Source organism: Flavobacterium sp. KKT103 (genome assembly GCF_055640565.1).
Genome location: NZ_CM145766.1, coordinates 1,763,909 through 1,783,329, shown reverse-complemented (window position 1 = coordinate 1,783,329; position 19,421 = coordinate 1,763,909). Strand labels below are relative to the sequence as shown.

Annotated in this window: 18 protein-coding genes and 1 other RNA gene; 12 read left to right on the top strand and 7 right to left on the bottom strand. The window is 35.0% G+C overall.

The features are described 5' to 3' along the window. Positions 1 to 372: 372 nt before the first annotated feature. On the bottom strand, positions 373 to 624 hold the full coding sequence (locus ACZ2G0_RS07690; RefSeq protein WP_470309738.1) for a type B 50S ribosomal protein L31: 252 nt from the start codon (positions 622 to 624) through the stop codon (positions 373 to 375). A gap of 244 nt (positions 625 to 868) precedes the next feature. Between ACZ2G0_RS07690 and ACZ2G0_RS07685 the strand changes: the two genes are divergently transcribed. The 6 genes from ACZ2G0_RS07685 (at position 869) to ACZ2G0_RS07660 (ending at position 7,746) form a co-directional block, all read left to right on the top strand. Beyond that, the gene (locus ACZ2G0_RS07685; RefSeq protein WP_470309737.1) at positions 869 to 1,402 is read left to right on the top strand and encodes a DUF4199 domain-containing protein; all 534 of its coding nucleotides are present in this window, start codon (positions 869 to 871) and stop codon (positions 1,400 to 1,402) included. Between the two features lie 6 nt (positions 1,403 to 1,408). Beyond that, positions 1,409 to 2,365, top strand: a complete 957-nt coding sequence (locus ACZ2G0_RS07680) for a glycosyltransferase family 2 protein (protein ID WP_470309736.1) — start codon at positions 1,409 to 1,411, stop codon at positions 2,363 to 2,365. 111 nt (positions 2,366 to 2,476) lie between these two features. Further along, positions 2,477 to 4,204, top strand: a complete 1,728-nt coding sequence (locus ACZ2G0_RS07675; protein ID WP_470309735.1) for a phospho-sugar mutase — start codon at positions 2,477 to 2,479, stop codon at positions 4,202 to 4,204. A gap of 75 nt (positions 4,205 to 4,279) precedes the next feature. Next, complete coding sequence (locus tag ACZ2G0_RS07670) at positions 4,280 to 6,106, top strand: ABC transporter ATP-binding protein (RefSeq protein WP_470309734.1); 1,827 nt, start codon at positions 4,280 to 4,282, stop codon at positions 6,104 to 6,106. Positions 6,107 to 6,220: 114 nt separating this feature from the next. Next, a complete protein-coding gene (locus tag ACZ2G0_RS07665) occupies positions 6,221 to 6,856 on the top strand; it encodes a DUF2306 domain-containing protein (RefSeq protein ID WP_470309733.1) in 636 nt (211 codons plus the stop codon). Between the two features lie 188 nt (positions 6,857 to 7,044). After that, on the top strand, positions 7,045 to 7,746 hold the full coding sequence (locus ACZ2G0_RS07660) for a hypothetical protein (protein ID WP_300287485.1): 702 nt from the start codon (positions 7,045 to 7,047) through the stop codon (positions 7,744 to 7,746). Positions 7,747 to 7,805: 59 nt separating this feature from the next. Here the strand turns inward: ACZ2G0_RS07660 and ACZ2G0_RS07655 are convergent, their stop codons facing one another. The 3 genes from ACZ2G0_RS07655 to ACZ2G0_RS07645 form a co-directional block, all read right to left on the bottom strand. Next, positions 7,806 to 8,528, bottom strand: a complete 723-nt coding sequence (locus ACZ2G0_RS07655; protein ID WP_470309731.1) for a hypothetical protein — start codon at positions 8,526 to 8,528, stop codon at positions 7,806 to 7,808. A gap of 114 nt (positions 8,529 to 8,642) precedes the next feature. Beyond that, positions 8,643 to 11,075 carry a TonB-dependent receptor gene (locus tag ACZ2G0_RS07650; protein WP_470309833.1) on the bottom strand — a complete coding sequence of 811 codons (2,433 nt, stop codon included), beginning with the start codon at positions 11,073 to 11,075 and terminating at the stop codon, positions 8,643 to 8,645. A 54-nt stretch (positions 11,076 to 11,129) separates the two neighbouring features. Beyond that, complete coding sequence (locus ACZ2G0_RS07645; protein ID WP_470309730.1) at positions 11,130 to 12,827, bottom strand: M23 family metallopeptidase; 1,698 nt, start codon at positions 12,825 to 12,827, stop codon at positions 11,130 to 11,132. 180 nt (positions 12,828 to 13,007) lie between these two features. Between ACZ2G0_RS07645 and ACZ2G0_RS07640 the strand changes: the two genes are divergently transcribed. The 4 genes from ACZ2G0_RS07640 (at position 13,008) to rny (ending at position 15,367) form a co-directional block, all read left to right on the top strand. Continuing rightward, positions 13,008 to 13,298, top strand: coding sequence for a hypothetical protein (locus ACZ2G0_RS07640; RefSeq protein ID WP_470309729.1), 291 nt, complete (start codon positions 13,008 to 13,010; stop codon positions 13,296 to 13,298). Positions 13,299 to 13,305: 7 nt separating this feature from the next. Next, complete coding sequence (locus ACZ2G0_RS07635) at positions 13,306 to 13,599, top strand: cell division protein ZapA (RefSeq protein WP_300287495.1); 294 nt, start codon at positions 13,306 to 13,308, stop codon at positions 13,597 to 13,599. Between the two features lie 51 nt (positions 13,600 to 13,650). Then, positions 13,651 to 13,757, top strand: a non-coding RNA gene (gene ssrS / locus ACZ2G0_RS07630) — 6S RNA. Positions 13,758 to 13,804: 47 nt separating this feature from the next. Beyond that, a complete protein-coding gene (gene rny, locus ACZ2G0_RS07625) occupies positions 13,805 to 15,367 on the top strand; it encodes a ribonuclease Y (RefSeq protein ID WP_470309728.1) in 1,563 nt (520 codons plus the stop codon). Between the two features lie 133 nt (positions 15,368 to 15,500). Here the strand turns inward: rny and ACZ2G0_RS07620 are convergent, their stop codons facing one another. Both ACZ2G0_RS07620 and ACZ2G0_RS07615 read right to left on the bottom strand, forming a co-directional pair. Then, positions 15,501 to 16,400 carry a site-specific tyrosine recombinase gene (locus ACZ2G0_RS07620; RefSeq protein WP_470309832.1) on the bottom strand — a complete coding sequence of 300 codons (900 nt, stop codon included), beginning with the start codon at positions 16,398 to 16,400 and terminating at the stop codon, positions 15,501 to 15,503. Positions 16,401 to 16,478: 78 nt separating this feature from the next. Then, positions 16,479 to 17,072 carry an outer membrane beta-barrel protein gene (locus ACZ2G0_RS07615; protein ID WP_470309727.1) on the bottom strand — a complete coding sequence of 198 codons (594 nt, stop codon included), beginning with the start codon at positions 17,070 to 17,072 and terminating at the stop codon, positions 16,479 to 16,481. 366 nt (positions 17,073 to 17,438) lie between these two features. On the opposite strand from ACZ2G0_RS07615, the gene ACZ2G0_RS07610 reads away from it, so the two are divergent. Then, positions 17,439 to 18,002, top strand: a complete 564-nt coding sequence (locus tag ACZ2G0_RS07610; RefSeq protein WP_470309726.1) for a porin family protein — start codon at positions 17,439 to 17,441, stop codon at positions 18,000 to 18,002. 71 nt (positions 18,003 to 18,073) lie between these two features. Further along, positions 18,074 to 18,487 carry a type II 3-dehydroquinate dehydratase gene (gene aroQ / locus ACZ2G0_RS07605; RefSeq protein ID WP_470309725.1) on the top strand — a complete coding sequence of 138 codons (414 nt, stop codon included), beginning with the start codon at positions 18,074 to 18,076 and terminating at the stop codon, positions 18,485 to 18,487. A 61-nt stretch (positions 18,488 to 18,548) separates the two neighbouring features. Here aroQ and ACZ2G0_RS07600 read toward each other — a convergent pair whose 3' ends face one another. After that, positions 18,549 to 19,421, bottom strand: coding sequence for a cation diffusion facilitator family transporter (locus ACZ2G0_RS07600; protein ID WP_470309724.1), 873 nt, complete (start codon positions 19,419 to 19,421; stop codon positions 18,549 to 18,551).

Here is a 19,421-nt window from a genome sequence, read left to right as displayed (position 1 = left end):
CCGTGGCCAACTAATAAAGCAACCGCTAAAGCAAAACATACATTTTGCCACACTTAAAATCACCCCACTAGTCATCGACCTCAACTATAAACAACAACATCACTACAGCTGTCCGTCTGAGCTTGTCGAAGGCCTTTAGATAAAAACAGTAGACTACCAATTTGAGAATACTAAAAAAATCACACCGCAAGTCATCGTTCTAAACTTCAAACAACAGCATCACTACAGTTGTCCGTCTGAGCTTGTCGAAGACCTTTAGATAAAAACAGTTGACTAATCAATTAAAGTACACTTAAAAACAAATTACATTTTACTCCATAAAAAAAGCCTCGCAAATCGCGAGGCTTCCTGTATATTGAAAACAAATTAAAATTATTTAATATGTTTTGCGTATTTAGTTTTGAATTTATCAATACGTCCAGCAGTATCGATAAGTTTGTTTTTACCTGTGTAAAAAGGGTGAGAAGTTCTAGAGATCTCCATTTTTACAACTGGGTATTCAACACCGTCAACTGTAATTGTCTCTTTAGTTTCAGCAGTAGATTTGGTGATAAAAACATCTTCATTCGACATGTCTTTAAATGCAACTAATCTGTAATTTTCTGGGTGTACACCTTTTTTCATCTTGTAATTCTTTTTTATTTGTTTGGTTATAACTCCTTTTGCGGCTTTCCTTATTGAAGGGAAAGGTATAAATTCACTATAACTTTTTGTTTTAACACTGTTATTTTGAGGATGCAAATTTACAATAAAAATTCAATAATCAAATCTTTGTTTCATTTTTTTTAATAAATCTCAAAAGCAACTGAAATCCACCTTATGTAAGATGAATTGTTATATTTGTAATCTAATTTAAAAAAACTAACCAATGATCAACGAAACTATTAAAAAAAACGGAATTACTTTTGGTGTCCTAACAGGGCTTTTTTCAATTCTAGTAACGACAGCCATTTATGTTATTGACTTGAATTTATTCACTGCTTGGTGGCTGGGTTTAATCAACATAGCTATTTACATCATAATCGCTATCGTTTTACTTTCAAAAACTAAAAAAGAACTAAATGGCGTTTTCACCTTTAAAGAAGCATTTACAACCTACTTCATTTCTGGTGTAATTGGTCTGATCCTTTCTGTAGGTTTTAGCATGCTTTTATTTAACGTAGTAGATCCTGGTGCTCAAGACACTATCAAGGAGTTAACGATAAAATACATGGTTACTACTATGGAGAAATTCAATGCTCCTGCTGAAACAATTAACACTGCAATTAAAGACTTACAAGAAAACAATCAGTTCTCTGTACTAGGATTACTGAAAGGACTTTTAACAAATATCATTTTTGTTAGTATCTTTGGCCTCATTATGGCTGCTTTTTTCAAAAGCAGACCTTCAACGCAAGAATAAAAGTCAATGAACTTATCCATTTTAATACCACTTCTTAACGAAGAAGAATCACTTCAAGAACTTTACACTTGGATCATAAAAGTGATGCAAGCCAATAATTACACCTATGAAATCCTCTTTTTGGACGATGGTAGCTCAGATAACTCTTGGGCTATTATTGAACAATTTGCTAGTGAAAACAGCAATGTTAAGGGAATACGTTTCATGAGAAACTTTGGTAAATCGCAAGCATTACACGCAGGATTTGCTAAAGCACAAGGTGATGTGATCATTACAATGGATGCTGACTTACAAGATAGCCCGGAAGAAATTCCGGGTTTATATGCTATGATTACTAGCGAAAATTATGACTTAGTATCGGGCTGGAAAAAGAAACGTTACGACTCCGTAGTTGCTAAAAACATTCCGTCTAAATTATTTAATTGGGCTGCCAGAAAAACTTCAGGAGTGCAATTAAATGATTTCAACTGTGGGTTGAAAGCATACAAGAATATTGTTGTTAAAAACGTAGAAGTTTCGGGCGAGATGCACCGTTATATTCCTGTATTAGCAAAAAATGCTGGTTTTGGAAAAATAGGCGAAAAAGTAGTACAACACCAAGCTAGAAAATACGGTGAAACCAAATTTGGAATGGAACGTTTCATCAACGGTTTTCTCGATTTAATTACAATTTGGTTTTTATCCCGATTTGGAAAAAGACCGATGCACTTATTTGGTGCAATGGGATCGCTAATGTTCATCATTGGGTTTTTATCCGCAGCTTACATAGGCGTTGCCAAGCTGTACCATATGTACAACAATATGCGTTACAGTTTAGTTACTGACAACCCTTGGTTTTACATTGCCTTAACTACCATGGTTTTAGGAACTCAATTATTTCTAGCTGGATTTTTAGGCGAAATAATCTTGAGAACTAAAAATAATGAAGAGCGTTATAAAATTGCAAAAGAAGTCAACATATAATAGGCCCTAGCCCTGATAGCAGTGAAAATCCTTTTATGGGGATTTTTCTCCCCGTAAAAGATTGAAACGAATAGCAGGATTAGCTCCTTAAAAATATAAAAAACACATAAAATGGATATCAAACAAAACATTTTAGACGCAGTAAATGAATGGCTAACACCGTCGTTCGATGCTGAGACACAAGAAGCCGTTAAAGCTTTAATCGCAGGCTCACCTACTGAATTAGAGGAGAGTTTTTACAAAAATTTAGAGTTTGGAACGGGTGGAATGCGCGGTGTTATGGGCGTAGGAAACAATCGCATCAACAAATATACACTGGGAAAAAGCACACAAGGACTGAGCGATTATTTGCACAGTTCGTTTCCTAACCAACCTTTGAAAGCCGTAATTGCATTCGATTGTCGTCACAACAGTAAGTCACTCGCTAAAGTGGTAGCTGATGTTTTCTCGGCTAATGGAATCCAAGTGTATTTATTCTCTGACTTACGACCTACTCCCGAATTATCATTTGCTGTAAAGCATTTAGGATGCCAATGCGGAATCGTATTAACAGCTTCACACAACCCACCGGAATACAACGGATACAAAGTGTACTGGCAAGATGGTGGACAAATCGTTCCGCCGGAAGACAAAGGGATTATTGATGTGATTGAAAATTTAAATTACAATCAAATTAGGTTTGATGCTAACGAAGATTTAATCAAATACATAGATACGGATATTGATGAAGCATTTATTGCATCTACTATCGAAAATGCTAGTTTTAATACTCCTGCTGCCGCAAAAGAAGATTTGAACATTGTATTCACTTCCTTACATGGAACATCGATTACGATTGTACCAGAAACATTTAAGCGCGCTGGCTACACTCAATTTCAAGTCGTAGAAGAGCAAGCGGTACCAAACGGAGATTTCCCTACGGTAAAATCACCAAATCCAGAAGAACCTGAAGCCTTGACAATGGCACTAGCGTTAGCCGAAAAAACAAATGCTGATATTGTAGTGGGAACGGATCCTGATTGTGACCGTCTAGGAATAGCGGTTCGTGACAATAATGGAAAAATGACATTGTTGAACGGAAATCAAACGATGGTTTTGATGACTGCCTTTTTACTAGAACAATGGAAAAAAGCGGGTAAAATTAACGGTACCCAATTCATAGGATCAACGATTGTATCAACTCCTATGATGATGGAATTAGCAACTAATTACGAAGTAGAATGTAAAATAGGCTTGACCGGCTTTAAATGGATTGCAAAAATGATTAAAGATTTCCCTGAGCTAGACTTTATAGGTGGTGGCGAGGAAAGCTTTGGTTACATGGTAGGCGATGCCGTGCGTGACAAGGATGCTGTTGCGGCTACATTGCTAGTTTGCGAGATTGCTGCCCAGGCTAAAGCCAATGGAAGCACCGTTTACAAAGAACTAGTTAAGTTGTACGTTGATAATGGTTTTTACAAAGAACATTTGGTTTCGATTACTAAAAAAGGAATGGAAGGCTTACAGCAAATTAGCCAAATGATGATTGACTTACGCGAGAACCCATTGCAAGAAATTAATGACCAACGTGTGATTATGGTCGAAGATTATCAATCATCGATCGCTAAAAACTTATTGGACGGATCAGAGTCTGAGATGGCAATCCCGAAGTCGAATGTATTGATTTACTATACGGAAGATGGCTCAAAAATATGTGCTAGACCAAGTGGTACTGAACCAAAGATCAAATTTTACATTAGTGTGAATACGACTCTTGAGGCAGTTGAAGATTTTGTAGAAGTACAAGAAATTTTAGACGAAAAAATAAAAAACATCATTGCTTCAATGCAATTGAATTAAAAACTGTAAAACAGTTACTAAATCACAAGACCCGACCGTTTTTATAAAACTGTCAGGTCTTAATACTACTATACCATGAATAATTTTAAAAGAATATTCTCCTTTATTGTTCCGTATAAAAAGTACGCCTATTTAAACATCTTTTTTAATGTTTTGTACGCATTCTTTAGTACACTTTCCTTCATGTCCTTAATTCCTATGATGCAGGTATTATTTGATCAAACAAAAAGGAATACAGTAGAGCCTGTTTACACTGAAGTTTGGCAGCTAAAAGAGTATGTAGAAAATTATATTAGCTTTTTCATCACCAATGCCACTGACACTTATGGCGTGGGCTATACACTATCTGTAATGGTGGCCTTAATCATCACTATCTTTTTATTGAAAAATGTAAGTGACTATCTAGCTATGTTTTTCATTACTTTTTTACGAAACGGTATCTTAAGAGACATGCGAAATGCGATGTACAAGAAAACATTAGAACTACCTTTAGCTTATTTCTCAGAAAAAAGAAAAGGAGACGTTATTGCACGAATATCCGCTGATGTGAATGAAGTACAAACTTCTTTTTTATCCATACTTGAACTAGTTGTAAAAGAACCTCTAACGATAATCTTTACCATTATTGCGATGCTTACAATTAGTGTAAAACTTACGCTTTTCGTTTTTATATTCATTCCAGTTTCGGGCTACATCATATCATTAATTGGGAAACAACTTAAAAAACAATCAACTAAAGCGCAAGAAGAACAAGGTATCTTTTTATCTACAATCGAGGAAACATTAGGTGGATTAAAAGTGGTAAAAGGATACAACTCTGAAAACTATTTTAACACCTTGTTTCAAGAATCGACCCAACGTTTTTTTAAACTATCTAACAGTATTGGAAACCGTCAAAACCTAGCTTCACCTACTAGCGAATTTATGGGAATTATGGTTATAGCCATTTTATTGTGGTACGGAGGAAGTATGGTTTTAATCGAAAAAACCTTAAACGGAGCTTCGTTTATCGCCTATATGGGATTAGCTTACAACATCCTTACACCAGCAAAATCAATATCTAAAGCATCCTATAGCGTAAAAAGAGGTAATGCCGCTGCAGAGCGTGTTTTGGAAATCTTAGACCAACAAAATCCAATCACATCTAAAGTCGATGCTATCAACAAAACCGATTTTGAATCGACCATAAGCATCAAAAACATCAATTTTAAATACGAGGAGGAAAACGTTTTAAAAGATTTTTCATTAGAAGTAAAAAAAGGACAAACCATTGCATTAGTCGGCCAGTCCGGTAGTGGAAAAAGCACTATCGCTAACTTATTAACTCGTTTTTATGATGTACAAGAAGGAACAGTGGCAATAGACGGTCAAAACATAAAAGACCTCAATCTCCAATCCTTGCGTGGTTTGATGGGACTTGTTACCCAAGACAGTATTTTATTTAATGATACTATAAAAGCTAACATTGCATTAGGAAAACTAGACGCTAGCGACGAAGAAATTATTGCTGCGCTAAAAATTGCTAATGCTTATGAGTTCGTTAAAGATTTACCAAAAGGTATTTATACTAACATTGGTGATAGCGGAAATAAACTTTCAGGCGGGCAAAAACAACGTTTATCGATTGCAAGAGCCGTTTTGAAAAACCCACCAATTATGATTTTAGATGAGGCGACATCAGCCTTAGATACCGAAAGTGAGAAATTCGTACAAGTTGCATTAGAAAACATGATGCAAAATCGCACTTCAATTGTAATTGCTCATAGACTCTCTACAATTCAAAAAGCAGATGTTATTATTGTAATGCAAAAAGGAACAATTGTAGAAAAAGGAACGCATGAAGAACTAATTGCGCTACAAGGAACCTACAACAAATTAGTTACCATGCAATCGCTGGAGTAAAATTAATACAAGTACAATTGAGTAGTAAAAAATAACAGTTCAGTAGTATTTTATTTAAAGGTTGAGTGATATGGAATATATTTACTCAACCTTTTTAATTTAATACCAATAACTATGCTTTTCAAAATAATCTTAGGCCTTCATATTCTTTTTGGAACGACAGGTCTGCTACTTGGAACCTTTATTTTGATTCGTAAAAAAGGCGATCGTTTACACAAAAATCTAGGCAAGGTTTTTACGATCTCCATGATCAGCACCGGTCTATGTGCTTTTTATTTATCCTATGTACACCCTAATTTGTTTTTATTCGTAGTAGGTGTTTTCACCATTTATCTATCAGTATCCGGATATCGTATGATACGATTAAAGCAGGTACATCAAGGGCAAAAGCCAACGTTTACTGATACGATTTTAAGTATATTCATGCTGATGGCATCGCTGATCTTTGTATATATTGGATGTAAATATGCCTTAGCAAAAGAACCTTTTGCAGTTGTGTTTTTTCTTTTTGCAGCGATAAGCATTCGATTGCTCCACACGGAATACAAAGCATATACCGGAAAAGTGACCGATCCAATGTATGGGCTAAAAAATCATATCGGCAGAATGACCGGAGCGTATATCGCCGCTTTTACTGCTTTTTTAGTGGTAAACAACACTTTTTTACCACCCATACTTGCTTGGAGCTTACCCGGTTTAATTGGAGGTGTATTTATTAGTAGGACGATACGAAAAGTACAAAAAAAGTAAAAAAAATCATCTATACTATTTGATTCAGACCATTGGAATGAGGCTATTGGCTTACGATATCCCTACAAGAAAAAGGAAATTAAAAATTATCTTTGCAAAAAGAAGTGCTAGAAACTCAATTATTGATTTGAATTAAGGAACTTTACGGCACATTTTTTTCCAAAATATAAAAGTAATCCTAACTTGTTATGTACGTTAATAATACAAATATCAAACTACCAACTGATCCAGATACCATAATTTGGAAATACTTGGACCTATCTAAGTTTTTAGATTTATTGATGTCTAAAAAATTATTTATGTCGCGGTCCGATAAATTTGAAGATCAATACGAAGGCACTTTTAGCGAGCCCACATTTGAAGAAATAAAAAAGCTATCAGCAGATAATCCTGACTTCCTGAAATACTATAAAACACACCGCGAAAAAGTAGCTATTAGCAGCTGGCATATCAACGAATACGAATCATTTGCCATGTGGCAAATATTTACGCAAAACAGTGAAGGATTAGCCATTCAATCTACCATCGGACGATTGCAGCAAGCGGTAGCGCCCGAAGTTAATTACAAGCAATATATTGGAGAGGTTAATTATATAGACTATAAAAAAGAATACATTCCGTTTGACGACATGTTTTTTCCTTTCTTATTCAAACGAAAAAGTTTTCAATACGAGCGCGAAGTAAGAATCATTACTGATGTAGCAGATAGTAAAATCACTTTAAACGATGGTTTAAAAATAAATGTAGACATCAATCAATTGATCGAGCGCATTTACATTCATCCCAAATCAGAGAATTGGTATAAAAACTTGGTAATTCAGCTCGTGGAGCAATTAGGATTTGATTTTACAATCGATAAGTCTGATCTAGAAAGTGATATCCTAATTTAAGAAATAAGAGTAAGTGGTAAAAAAGATAGCCTCCTAGTAAATCACTATCATGTTAATTCCTAAATGGGTTCGTAATTAGAAACCTTCCAATCACTAGCCGCAAGGTTAACATAGTTGTAATGCACCACGTCATTTTTATCAAATTGTCCGTTTTTGTTAGTGTCTTCTACTGTTCTAAAATACAAACGCCCTTTAGACTCCATTAAATTCCAGTCGATTAATTCTTGGTAATCAGCCGATATTTTCATGAAGTTCTTTCCACTAATATCACTCAGGTACAATGATTTGATATCACTCGTGTCCAATTTTCCGTCTCTATTCGTATCTACATCGTACATGGTGTACACCATAATTTGTCTTTTTATTCGATCAGAAACTGTAGCAAGATAAGTAGCCGTCAAAATCAAAGCGGGTTTATCGGTTAACGCATGGATCGAATCCGAGTCTGTTTTTTGAAATTTTAAATTTTGCAAATAACCTGTTATTTCATTCTCACCATAATTCGAAATCGTGAAACTCAAATCAATAACACTAGAGGAACCGTATCTTGATTTTGACCCTTTTTCATAAACGCGTAGATCGCCTACGGGATGAATTAAATAATCCGTTCCCTCCATTTGAATAGGCAAATCAGAAATTGCGACTTGTGTAGAATCAATTTTGGAAAGCGACTTCGCTTTATTGGCTGCATCATAAATTACTTTAGGCTTTTCTATTTCCTCCTTGCAACTCACTAATAGTAAAACTGCAGTACTCAATATGGCTATATGTAATTTCTTCATGGCAACTAATATTTAAATAATTTCAAATGTAATCAATTTTAAAAACGATTTCTTTTTTTTAGATTAATTTATGACCCAAATTAGCCACTCCAACTAAAAAAAGCAACTTTATTTTTACAGTCTCGCATTTAACTTGATGTTAAACACGCGACGGGTCATATAATTGGGAATTGCATATTCATTTTTAGAATACACATCACGAACCCAGGTGTTGGTAATGGCATTTTGATTGTTAAAAAGATTGAAAATTTCTAATCCTATGGCTAGCTCTTTGCAGTTACCCAACCATCTTTTCTTGTTGAGACCAGTAGTGTTATCAATTAACACCTTCGAAAAACCAACATCTACTCTACGGTAGTCATTCAACCTATTTTGGTACAAATACGGATTAGCATAGGCAGGAGAACCACCAGGAACACCTGTATTGTAAACCAAATTCAAATAGACTTTCATCGAAGGAATATTAGGCATGTAATCTTGAAACAAAATTCCAAATTTCAATCGTTGATCTGTTGGTCGGGCGATGTAACCTTGGTCAGCACTATTTTCTTCTGTCTTTAAATATCCAAAACTAAACCACGACTCTGTACCCGGAACAAATTCTCCGTTAAGACGTAAATCCAAACCTTGAGCGTAAGCCTTGGCTACATTAGAGGCAGCATATCGAATTCTGACATTATCAATTGTATAGGTATTGACGTCCGTAAGTGATTTGTAATACAACTCAGAAACCAATTTAAAAGGGCGGTCCCAAATTTTAAAACTATAATCATTCCCCAGTACAAAGTGTATGGATTGTTGTGCTTTCACATTAGGTTGCACTTGACCGGAGGCATCCCGTAATTCGCGATAAAAAGGAGGCTGATGGTATAGTCCTCCTGAAACCCTAAAAACCATATCTGCTTCCCAATCGGGTTTTACTGCTATTTGTGCTCTCGGACTAATTGTAAATTGCGATTTACCTACGATGGAACCACCTGATACTTCCCAATTATGAACTCGCACACCTGCATTGTACCACACCTCTGCAGCTCCTAGCTTGTCGCGTCGGCTCCACTGTGCGTAGCCTGAAAATCGATTGATTGTATTGAAATTTTTAGCTCGTACTGATTGATAAGGCACTAACGGACCTTCGTAAATAGTATACGGCTCGTCTTTTTTAGGCAAATCTATACGTGGAGGATTGATAGAGAATCCAGCAGAGTCAATCACCTCATATTCGATTAATCGATCTCTTATGGATTCGCGCGTATATTTAATGCCCCATTCGATGGCATTTTTCTTCCAATCTAAAAATCCTTTTACTTCTGAATTCACAATCAAAGCATCTAAATCGTTTCGGGCATGATTGAATTGAGAGCCAATTCCTTTTGTAAAAGAAACATCACCATAGGTTTGTGATCCAATAGTGACGTCAACATCTCCTAAACGATATTGCGCCAATATATCAAAATACTCTTGTTCCAAGGTGTGAAAAACCGAACCAATAAATTTCAATGTAAAAATATCGGAGACTTTGAAAGTCGTTTTTAATGCTCCAAAATAGGTATTGTACTTGTCTTTTTCTTGTCCTTCGTAAAAAACGGATAGAGCCATTGGTTTATCTATTGTCCCAAATTTCGTTACACGAGTCAATGGCGCATAATCATATTTATTTTGCGAAATATTTCCTAAAAAGCTCCATTGCCATTTTGCCGATGCTTGGTAATTTATATTGGTTTGTACATCGACAAAAGAAGGTGTGAAATTAGTCTGGGTATCTTGACTATTTACCAAGAGACTATTATTTCTATATCGAACACCCGTAATCGCTGACCACTTTTTATTTTTGGAAATGGCATCCATGGATAGGCTTCCGCCGAGAAAACTTGCTTCAACCGTAGCGCCAAATTGAGTTGGGTTGCGATAGGTAATATCCAAAACAGAAGATAACTTATCCCCAAACTTAGCCTGAAAACCACCCGCAGAAAAATCTACATTCTGCACTAAATCAGTATTCGTAAAACTAAGCCCTTCTTGTTGACCCGAACGAATTAAGAAAGGACGGTAAATTTCGATTTCGTTCACATAGACTAAATTCTCGTCGTAATTACCACCACGCACAGCGTACTGCGTACTCAACTCATTATTAGCATTAACTCCGGCAAAGGTTCTTAAGATATTTTCGACTCCTGCATTGGCTCCAGGAATTTTTCTAATCAATACAGGATCTATTGTGATCAATCCTTGCACTTGTTTTTTATTATTGGAAGTAACAATAATTTCTCCCATTTGCTCCGCCTGTTCATTCATAACTAAATTAAACTCATAGTCTTCATTTGCTTTGAGCAAAACGCTAACTGTAGCTTTTTTTAGAGAAACATGGGTAAAAACAACAAGCGCTTTTTGGTTAGACGGGATAGAGATACTGTAAAAACCGTTTTCGTTAGTGGTCACGTTCATTAAGTTACAAGAGACGTTGACGGCGCGCACAGGACGGTTGTTACTATCTAAAACAACTCCCTTAACTCGCGCAGTTTGAGCAACGGAAACCACACTAAGTAGCATAAAGATCAATACAAAAAAATTATTTTTAAGGCTCAAGCTATCTCTCAATTATATTTATTTTTGGCTTCGGAAAAAATGCGTTTCAAAGGTAGTTGAATTCCCTACATTATCCGTTACAATTACTTTTAAATCATTAGCTCCTTCAGCAACAATACCATCGCTAAAGTTGTGCGTGATTTTTTTTGTTTTACTATCATGTTCAAACAAAATCCATTTTCCGTTTAAATAGCCATTATAGCTTTTTATACCGGACCCAGAATCACTTATTGTAAATTGAAGTGTTTTTTGGGAACTAATCCATTTATTTTCAATTGAATTAGAAATGGTCACGGAAGGCGCTACTGTATCTGACGCTAGTGTATATTTCCCTAACGATCGTGTTCTTGTCGAAAAAACATTTCCTTTGATTGTGGTCGCATTGTAACCTTTTCTGCCAGACTTATCAATATCAGCAATGTACATCTTTTCTTTTTGCGCAGCTGTATATTTATCATCTTCAATAGTTACCGTAAAATAACTGTGTACAGGAACGGTATCATCGTGCAAAAATAAAGTATCTCCTTTGACATCAAAATTCATTTCAAAATTCTCATAAAAAGTTCCTGCTGGAAAAAAAACCGACATGTTATTTTTACTAAAAATATTATCCTTATTTACTTTGACAAAATAGTTAGATTCCACAACTTCCTTAGCCACAACCGGCGTAGTTAAATCAAAACTTATAGGAACTGAAACTGTTGTTTTATTACCGTAAAAATCAGAAACTTCAATTCGATAAACCGAAGACAAATTAGGTACTACATTTATAACGCCGTTGGATTCATCAGTTTTAAGAATACTCAACTTATAAGGGTTAGTCATAAATAACTTCTGAACTCTTTGGTACGTCTTTCTGTAGGTCGGATAATCTACCAAGGCATTTATATAGCGCATATCATCGAATGAATAGGTATCAAACTGATATCCAAAATTGAGTTTACCGTTCAAAAAGGCCTGTACTTTATAAACACCATTTTTATTAAAGGACACATTATCGTAATCTACTGCCGTGACACCAAAACCAATTTGACCATTCGCAGCCACTTTATTGGCTAAGTACGAACCATCTTTTTGCAAAACCAGACTTAATAACAAGGGACGCTTGGACTTATTAACTACTGTATTGTTACCCAATGGATAGACATAAATAGCCGAAACTGTGGGTTTTTTAGTGTCGGTCATGTTTTTGTCATAACCAAATAGCATAGGGTTAATGATTTTTTCGGTTTTGCTATCACGAAACTCAAAATGCAAGTGCGGCCCTTCTGAAGAACCTGTATTTCCCGAAAGTCCAATAATTTCGCCCTTTTTCACCACTAAATCAGTTGCTTTAGGAAATAGCTCGATTTCAAAAGACTGCTCCTTATATTGTGCTTTTTTGATGTAATCATCAATTGGGCCTTGGGCATTTTGCAAATGACAATAAACAGAGGTGTATCCATTAGGATGCGTAATGTAAATGGCTTTTCCGTTTCCGAAAGTAGAAATCTTAATTCTTGAAACATAACCATCAGCTACCGCATACACTTTCAAACCTTCACGCTGTAAAGTTTTAAAATCAAATCCTGCATGAAAATGATTGGGCCTTAGTTCCCCAAAATTACCAGATAACTGCATAGGCACATCCAATGGAAAACCAAAGTAGTCTTGCGGGTATTGGGTTTGAGCAACTGAAAAACAAGCATAAAGCAGAAAAAAAGATAAAAATTTCATCACATACATTTTCGCTAAGGTAAAAAAACTAATCCATACTAATTTACAAAAACAAGCAGAATTCCTAATGCATTACGGTACAACTAATTGCTGATTTTAAAATAAAAAAACGAATAAAATATTGTAATAATAAAAACTAATACTAAATTTGTAATATTAAGTAATGAATTAGGAAGAATAATGAGTGTAATTGCAGAAATAATTGATACTCTTGAAAATAAAGTTGTAAAACTTATTCTGAAAATAAAAAATTTAGAACAAAACAATCAAGGATTAAAGATCGAATTAACTAAATCTGCACAAATCATACAAGCTCAAACGAATGAGATTGAGGCGTTAAAAGCGCAATATGAGACACTTAAAATTGCTAGTTCGCTACTAGGCAGTGAAGAAAACAAAAGAGATACAAAGCTTAAAATAAATTCATTAATTCGGGAAATTGATTACTGTATTGCACAGTTATCAGATTAGTATAGACATGGACGAAAAGCTTAAAATTAAAATATCAATTGCAGACCGAGTATACCCACTAACGGTAGAACTCAATCAAGAAGAAGGCTTACGAAGCGCTTCGAAAAAAATTGATGTGATGATGAAGCAATTTGAAGAAAATTATGCTGTTCGCGACAAACAAGATGTTCTAGCCATGTGCGCGTTGCAATTTGCATCACAATCAGAGCAAAAACAAATTGATAATGCAATTAACGGAGATGAAACGATTGAAAGAATTAAAAAAATCAATGCACTCCTTGACCAATATCTTGACAATTAAACGTTCTTAACAGAAACTAAGATACTGCCTACATTAGTTCACAATTGGTAAACTCAACACTAACAAATTAGAATGAGCGAATCATCGTTACTATAGCAAGCCAATTCAGTTTGGAAGCTTGAACAACGAGTTAGCTCAAAACTTGTCTTTTCGAGTTTATTCAAGCAATTAATGTAGGCTTTTTTATTTATAAATTTTAACAAACATGGACATATTAACGATCGTTATTTCAGCAATAATAGGTATTGCAGCGGGCTTTGGAATCGCAAAAATCATAGAAAAAAGTAATATCTCAAACTTAATTAAAAATGCTAAAAAAGAGGCTGCATCTATCTTAAAGGATGCCAATTTAGAAGCAGAAAATATAAAAAAGGATAAAATTCTTCAAGCTAAAGAAAAGTTTATTGAATTAAAATCAGAGCACGAGCAGGTGATTCTTGCTAGAGATAAAAAAGTAGCAGAAGTTGAAAAAAGAATAAGAGATAAGGAATCACAAATTTCCAATGAACTCTCAAAAGCGAAGAAAGTCAATGACGATTTCGAAAGTAAATCGGCGGAGTTCACAGCTAAGATTGAAAACTTAGATAAAAAACAGGCTGAAGTTGAAAAAATGCACAAAAGTCAACTGCAACAATTAGAGGTGATTTCAGGCTTATCTGCTGAAGACGCTAAAGAACAATTAGTAGAAGGACTAAAAGCAGAAGCGAAGTCTAAAGCCATGTCTCATATTCAAGATACAATTGAAGAGGCTAAGTTAACAGCACAACAAGAGGCTAAAAAAATCATCATCAATACAATCCAAAGAGTTGGTACAGAAGAAGCAGTAGAAAACTGTGTATCGGTATTTAACATTGAATCGGATGATGTAAAAGGTAGAATCATTGGTCGTGAAGGTAGAAACATTAGAGCTCTAGAGGCTGCAACAGGAGTTGAAATCATTGTTGACGATACACCAGAAGCGATTATCTTATCTTGTTTTGACCCAGTTCGTAGAGAAATTGCTCGTTTAGCATTGCATAAATTAGTAACAGACGGACGTATTCACCCTGCACGAATTGAAGAAGTAGTTGCTAAAACTGCCAAACAAATTGATGATGAAATTATTGAAGTAGGTAAACGTACCGTTATTGACTTAGGAATTCATGGTTTACACCCAGAGTTAATCAAAGTGGTAGGACGTATGAAGTACCGTTCATCTTATGGACAAAATTTATTACAACACTCACGTGAAGTATCTAAACTATGTGGTATCATGGCGGCGGAACTTGGCTTGAACGTTAAATTAGCGAAAAGAGCAGGATTACTTCACGATATTGGAAAAGTACCAGATGCCGAAAGTGATTTACCACACGCACTTTTAGGAATGCAATGGGCAGAGAAATACGGTGAAAAAGAAGAGGTATGTAACGCAATTGGAGCACACCACGACGAGATTGAAATGAAATCATTACTATCTCCAATCATTCAGGTTTGTGATGCAATCTCAGGAGCAAGACCAGGAGCAAGAAGACAAGTATTGGATTCTTACATACAGCGTTTGAAAGACCTTGAAGAAGTAGCTTACGGATTTACAGGAGTAAAAAATGCCTATGCTATTCAAGCAGGTAGAGAATTACGTGTTATTGTAGAGAGTGAAAAAGTATCTGATGATAATGCTTCTACTTTATCATTTGAAATCTCTCAAAAAATACAAACGGAGATGACATATCCAGGTCAAGTGAAAGTAACCGTTATTAGAGAAACGAGAGCGGTTAATATCGCTAAGTAATCTTTGGACAATCCTTTGAACCTAAAAGGAATCAAAAAAGACCGATTGAATCGAAATTCAATCGGTCTTTTTATTTATACAACTATCCCAGCTAAAATAGCTAAGGTTGAACGATGACAACTATTTAGTACTTTTAACTCTTTCTAGGATGAAAATTATTGATTACCTCTGATAAATACTTTCTGTCGAGATGTAAATAGATCTCTGTTGTAGTTATAGATTCATGACCTAACATTAGTTGTATCGAACGTAGGTCAGCTCCATTTTCTAAAAGATGCGTTGCAAAGGAATGCCGAAATGTATGTGGACTGATTGTTTTATTCAAGTTGACTTTTACCGAAAGATCCTTGATTATCGTAAAAATCATAGCACGCGTCAACTGCCCTCCTCTTCTATTCAAAAATAAAGTATCTCCATATTCTTTTTTTATTGGCCTGTGAATCCTAATGGTATCCTTATAGAGCAGTATGTATTTTTTTGCTAAACCACCAATTGGAACAAAACGTTGCTTGTTCCCTTTACCGGTAATTTTAATAAATCCTTCGTCAAAAAATAAATCTGAAATTTTCAAAGCAACCAATTCTGAAACTCGCAGCCCACAGCCATAAAGCGTTTCGAGCATTGCGCGATTACGTTCTCCTTCATTGGAACTTAAATCTATTGCTGCAATTAACGCATCTATTTCCTCGATTGCTAAGGTGTCCGGTAACTTTCTCCCTGTTTTAGGTGATTCTATTAATTCGAGTGGATTATCATTCCTATAATCCTCAAAAATAAGATAACCAAAAAAACTTTTTAGTCCAGAAATAATTCGAGCTTGCGAACGGGGATTTACTTCGCTTGAGACAGAATATATGAACTGTTGCAAAGTGGTTTCATCAATTTTTATAGGAGAAATCGAGATTCCATTTTGCTCAAGATACAGACACAACCGTTCAATATCAAAAGAATAATTTTCTATGGTATTCTTCGATAGTCCACGCTCTATCCTCAAATAGGATTGATAACTTTTTATGTAGGAACTCCAACTCATATTGCAAAGTAAACCATTTTTAAGCATAAAAAAACCCCTTCTAGAAAGAAGAGGTTTGAGTTTTAAAAGGAGTAGATTTTATTTCCCCCATTTACCACCACCAACGTAGAAACCTAAATGAATTCCTAAGTAAGAGTTAGCTACTTTTCCTTTACTATTTCCGTTGATATCTTGCAAAGTAGATTCAGGAACTAAGTTATACTCTAAACCCATTCTGAATTTACCCCACTCAAAACCACCTCTTACAAGACCACCAAATTTTCCGGTAGCATCAAGATTAGTATTATTTGCGCTAGTATTATCATCAAATTCTAAATTTGCTATCGTATAGTAACCTGCACCACCCCCAACATAAGGAACGAAAGACGATCCGCTATTGTTGAAATAGTAGTCATAAGTACCTACGTACGATCCATTAGCTGAAATTTTAGCGGTTGTATTATTGTTATCGGTATTGATGTCACGAGCCATTGCTGCTGCACCAATACGTAAACCAACGTTCATATTGTCTTTGATGTTGTATTTTGGTTCAATTGAAAACAATACACCTCCACCACCATTAGATGGTACTGTATATCCTAAATCCAAACCTACTCTAAAACCACCCTCTTTTTGAGCGTAACCATTAGCTAAAGCAAATACAGCAATTGCTGTAAAAATTAATTTTTTCATGTTTTGTTTATTTTTTTGCGAATATAAATAATACCCTATAAAATCAAAAAAAAACAATATGGTTTATCATAAAAATAATACAAATAAAATCTAAACAAACATAACCAAGAAACTCATAAGCAATCAATTAGAGACAACTTCCTCACTAAATTTAGTGATATTATAAAAATGGCTCTTTTATCACGTAAACACAGTTTAATCTTACATAAAATATCGGTTAACTAAAAAAAAATCACCTTTTTGTCAAAATAATTACGGAGCTAGTTGCCAAACAAAAATTTTGCAATAAAATCTAATAATTTTATAATAAAATCCACTCTAAAGAGTTTTACCTTGCATTACATTAACCTACATAATATATTCATCATGAAAAAAGTAATCTTATTAGCGCTAGCATTTATTGCACTATCTCCAAATGTCGAAGCACAATCAGTACGACTAGGAATCAAAGGAGGTATTAATTATGCCAACCAAAACGGAACTGGTATTACAGTAAATTCAAGTAATTACGACTCTGAAGCGATCACAAGCTACCACGCTGGTTTAGTTGCAGAACTAAAATTAACAGAGGGTTTTGCGATACAACCCGAGCTTTTGTACTCTACTCAAGGAGCAAATTACAAAAATGGAGTAAATGAGTTTAAAAATGAATTAGGCTATTTGTCTATTCCAGTTTTAGCTAAAATCTACCTTAGCAAAAGTATTAGTTTGGACTTAGGACCACAGGCATCATTTCTTTTGAGCGAAAGAAACAATGTGAACTTTAAGGATCCAGAGACATTCGAATTTGCAGCCGTTGGAGGTTTAGGTTTAAACGTTACTAAAAATCTTTTTATTCAAGCACGATACGGTTTGGGTTTAACAGAAGCTTCTCGCAATGCTGATGTGAAAAATTCAACTTTTCAAGTATCAGCTGGAATTATGTTCTAAAAAACAAAAACAATTTGAAAAAACCGCTTCATTATTGGAGCGGTTTTTTTATTTTTACAAAAACGATACCTATGAAAATTTGCATCATTAACGGACCCAACCTGAATTTGTTAGGAAAAAGAGAACCAGAAATTTACGGAAGTATCACTTTTGAGGAATACTTTACGACTTTACAAGTCATGCATCCAACGGTAACATTTTCATATTTTCAAAGTAATATCGAAGGAGCGTTAATCGATAAGATTCAAGAAGTTGGTTTTTCGTACGATGGCATCATACTAAATGCTGGCGCTTATACCCATACCTCCATAGGAATTGGAGACGCAGTAAAAGCAATTACTACTCCAGTCGTAGAAGTCCATATTTCCAATACATTTTCTCGAGAAAGCTTTAGACATCAATCCTATATTTCAGGCAATGCCAAAGGTGTTATTTTAGGATTTGGCATGAAAAGCTACGAATTGGCAATTGCCTCATTTCTGTAGTAAACCATTAGACCTTTACACATTAATTATAAGTAAAGCACTTTGAACCTATACGTCTTTACTACTCGTCATCTGGTTCTATGTGGATTAAGATATGTCCAAGCTGCGGTATATTAATCTGCAAAGTATCTTTCAATACATGTGCTAGCTGATGTCCCTGTTTGACTGTGATAGTAGCACTTACAATAGCGTGAAGATCTACGTGATACTTCATTCCTGATTTCCGAATAAAACATTTTTCAGTATCAATAATTCCATCAACTGTTAAAGATACCCTTCTTATGGAAACAATCAAATCATCATAAAGATGCTCATCCATTATTTCCCCTAAAGCAGGTCTAAATATCCTATAACTGTTATAACAAATGAATACTGCTGCAAAAAGTGCCGCCCAATCATCAGCTGACTCATAACCCTTACCCATTATCAACGCAATTGCTATTCCAATGAAGGCAGCAACTGAGGTTATTGCATCGGATCGATGATGCCAAGCATCTGCTTTTAAGGAAGAACTATTGGTCTCGATACTTTTTTTCATAACCAATCGAAACGAATATTCTTTCCATAAAATGATGATCGCCAATAGATACAAAGTCCAAGATTTTGGCAAATCATGCGGTCTTTGAATATTAACGATACTTTCATAAGCAATAATTGTGGCAGAAGTAATTAAAAAACCAACTACCAAAAATGTTATCAAAGGCTCTGCCCTTCCATGACCGTAAGGATGATTCTCGTCTGCTGGTTTATTGGAATATTTAATTCCGAATAAAACCAGTAACGAAGCAAAAATATCTGTGGTAGATTCTATTGCATCAGCAATTAGGGCATATGAATTGCCAAAAAAACCTGCTAAGCCTTTTATGATAGCTAAACAGGTATTTCCTATTATACTAAAGTAAGTTGCCTTGACGGCTTCTTGTTCTTTACTCAT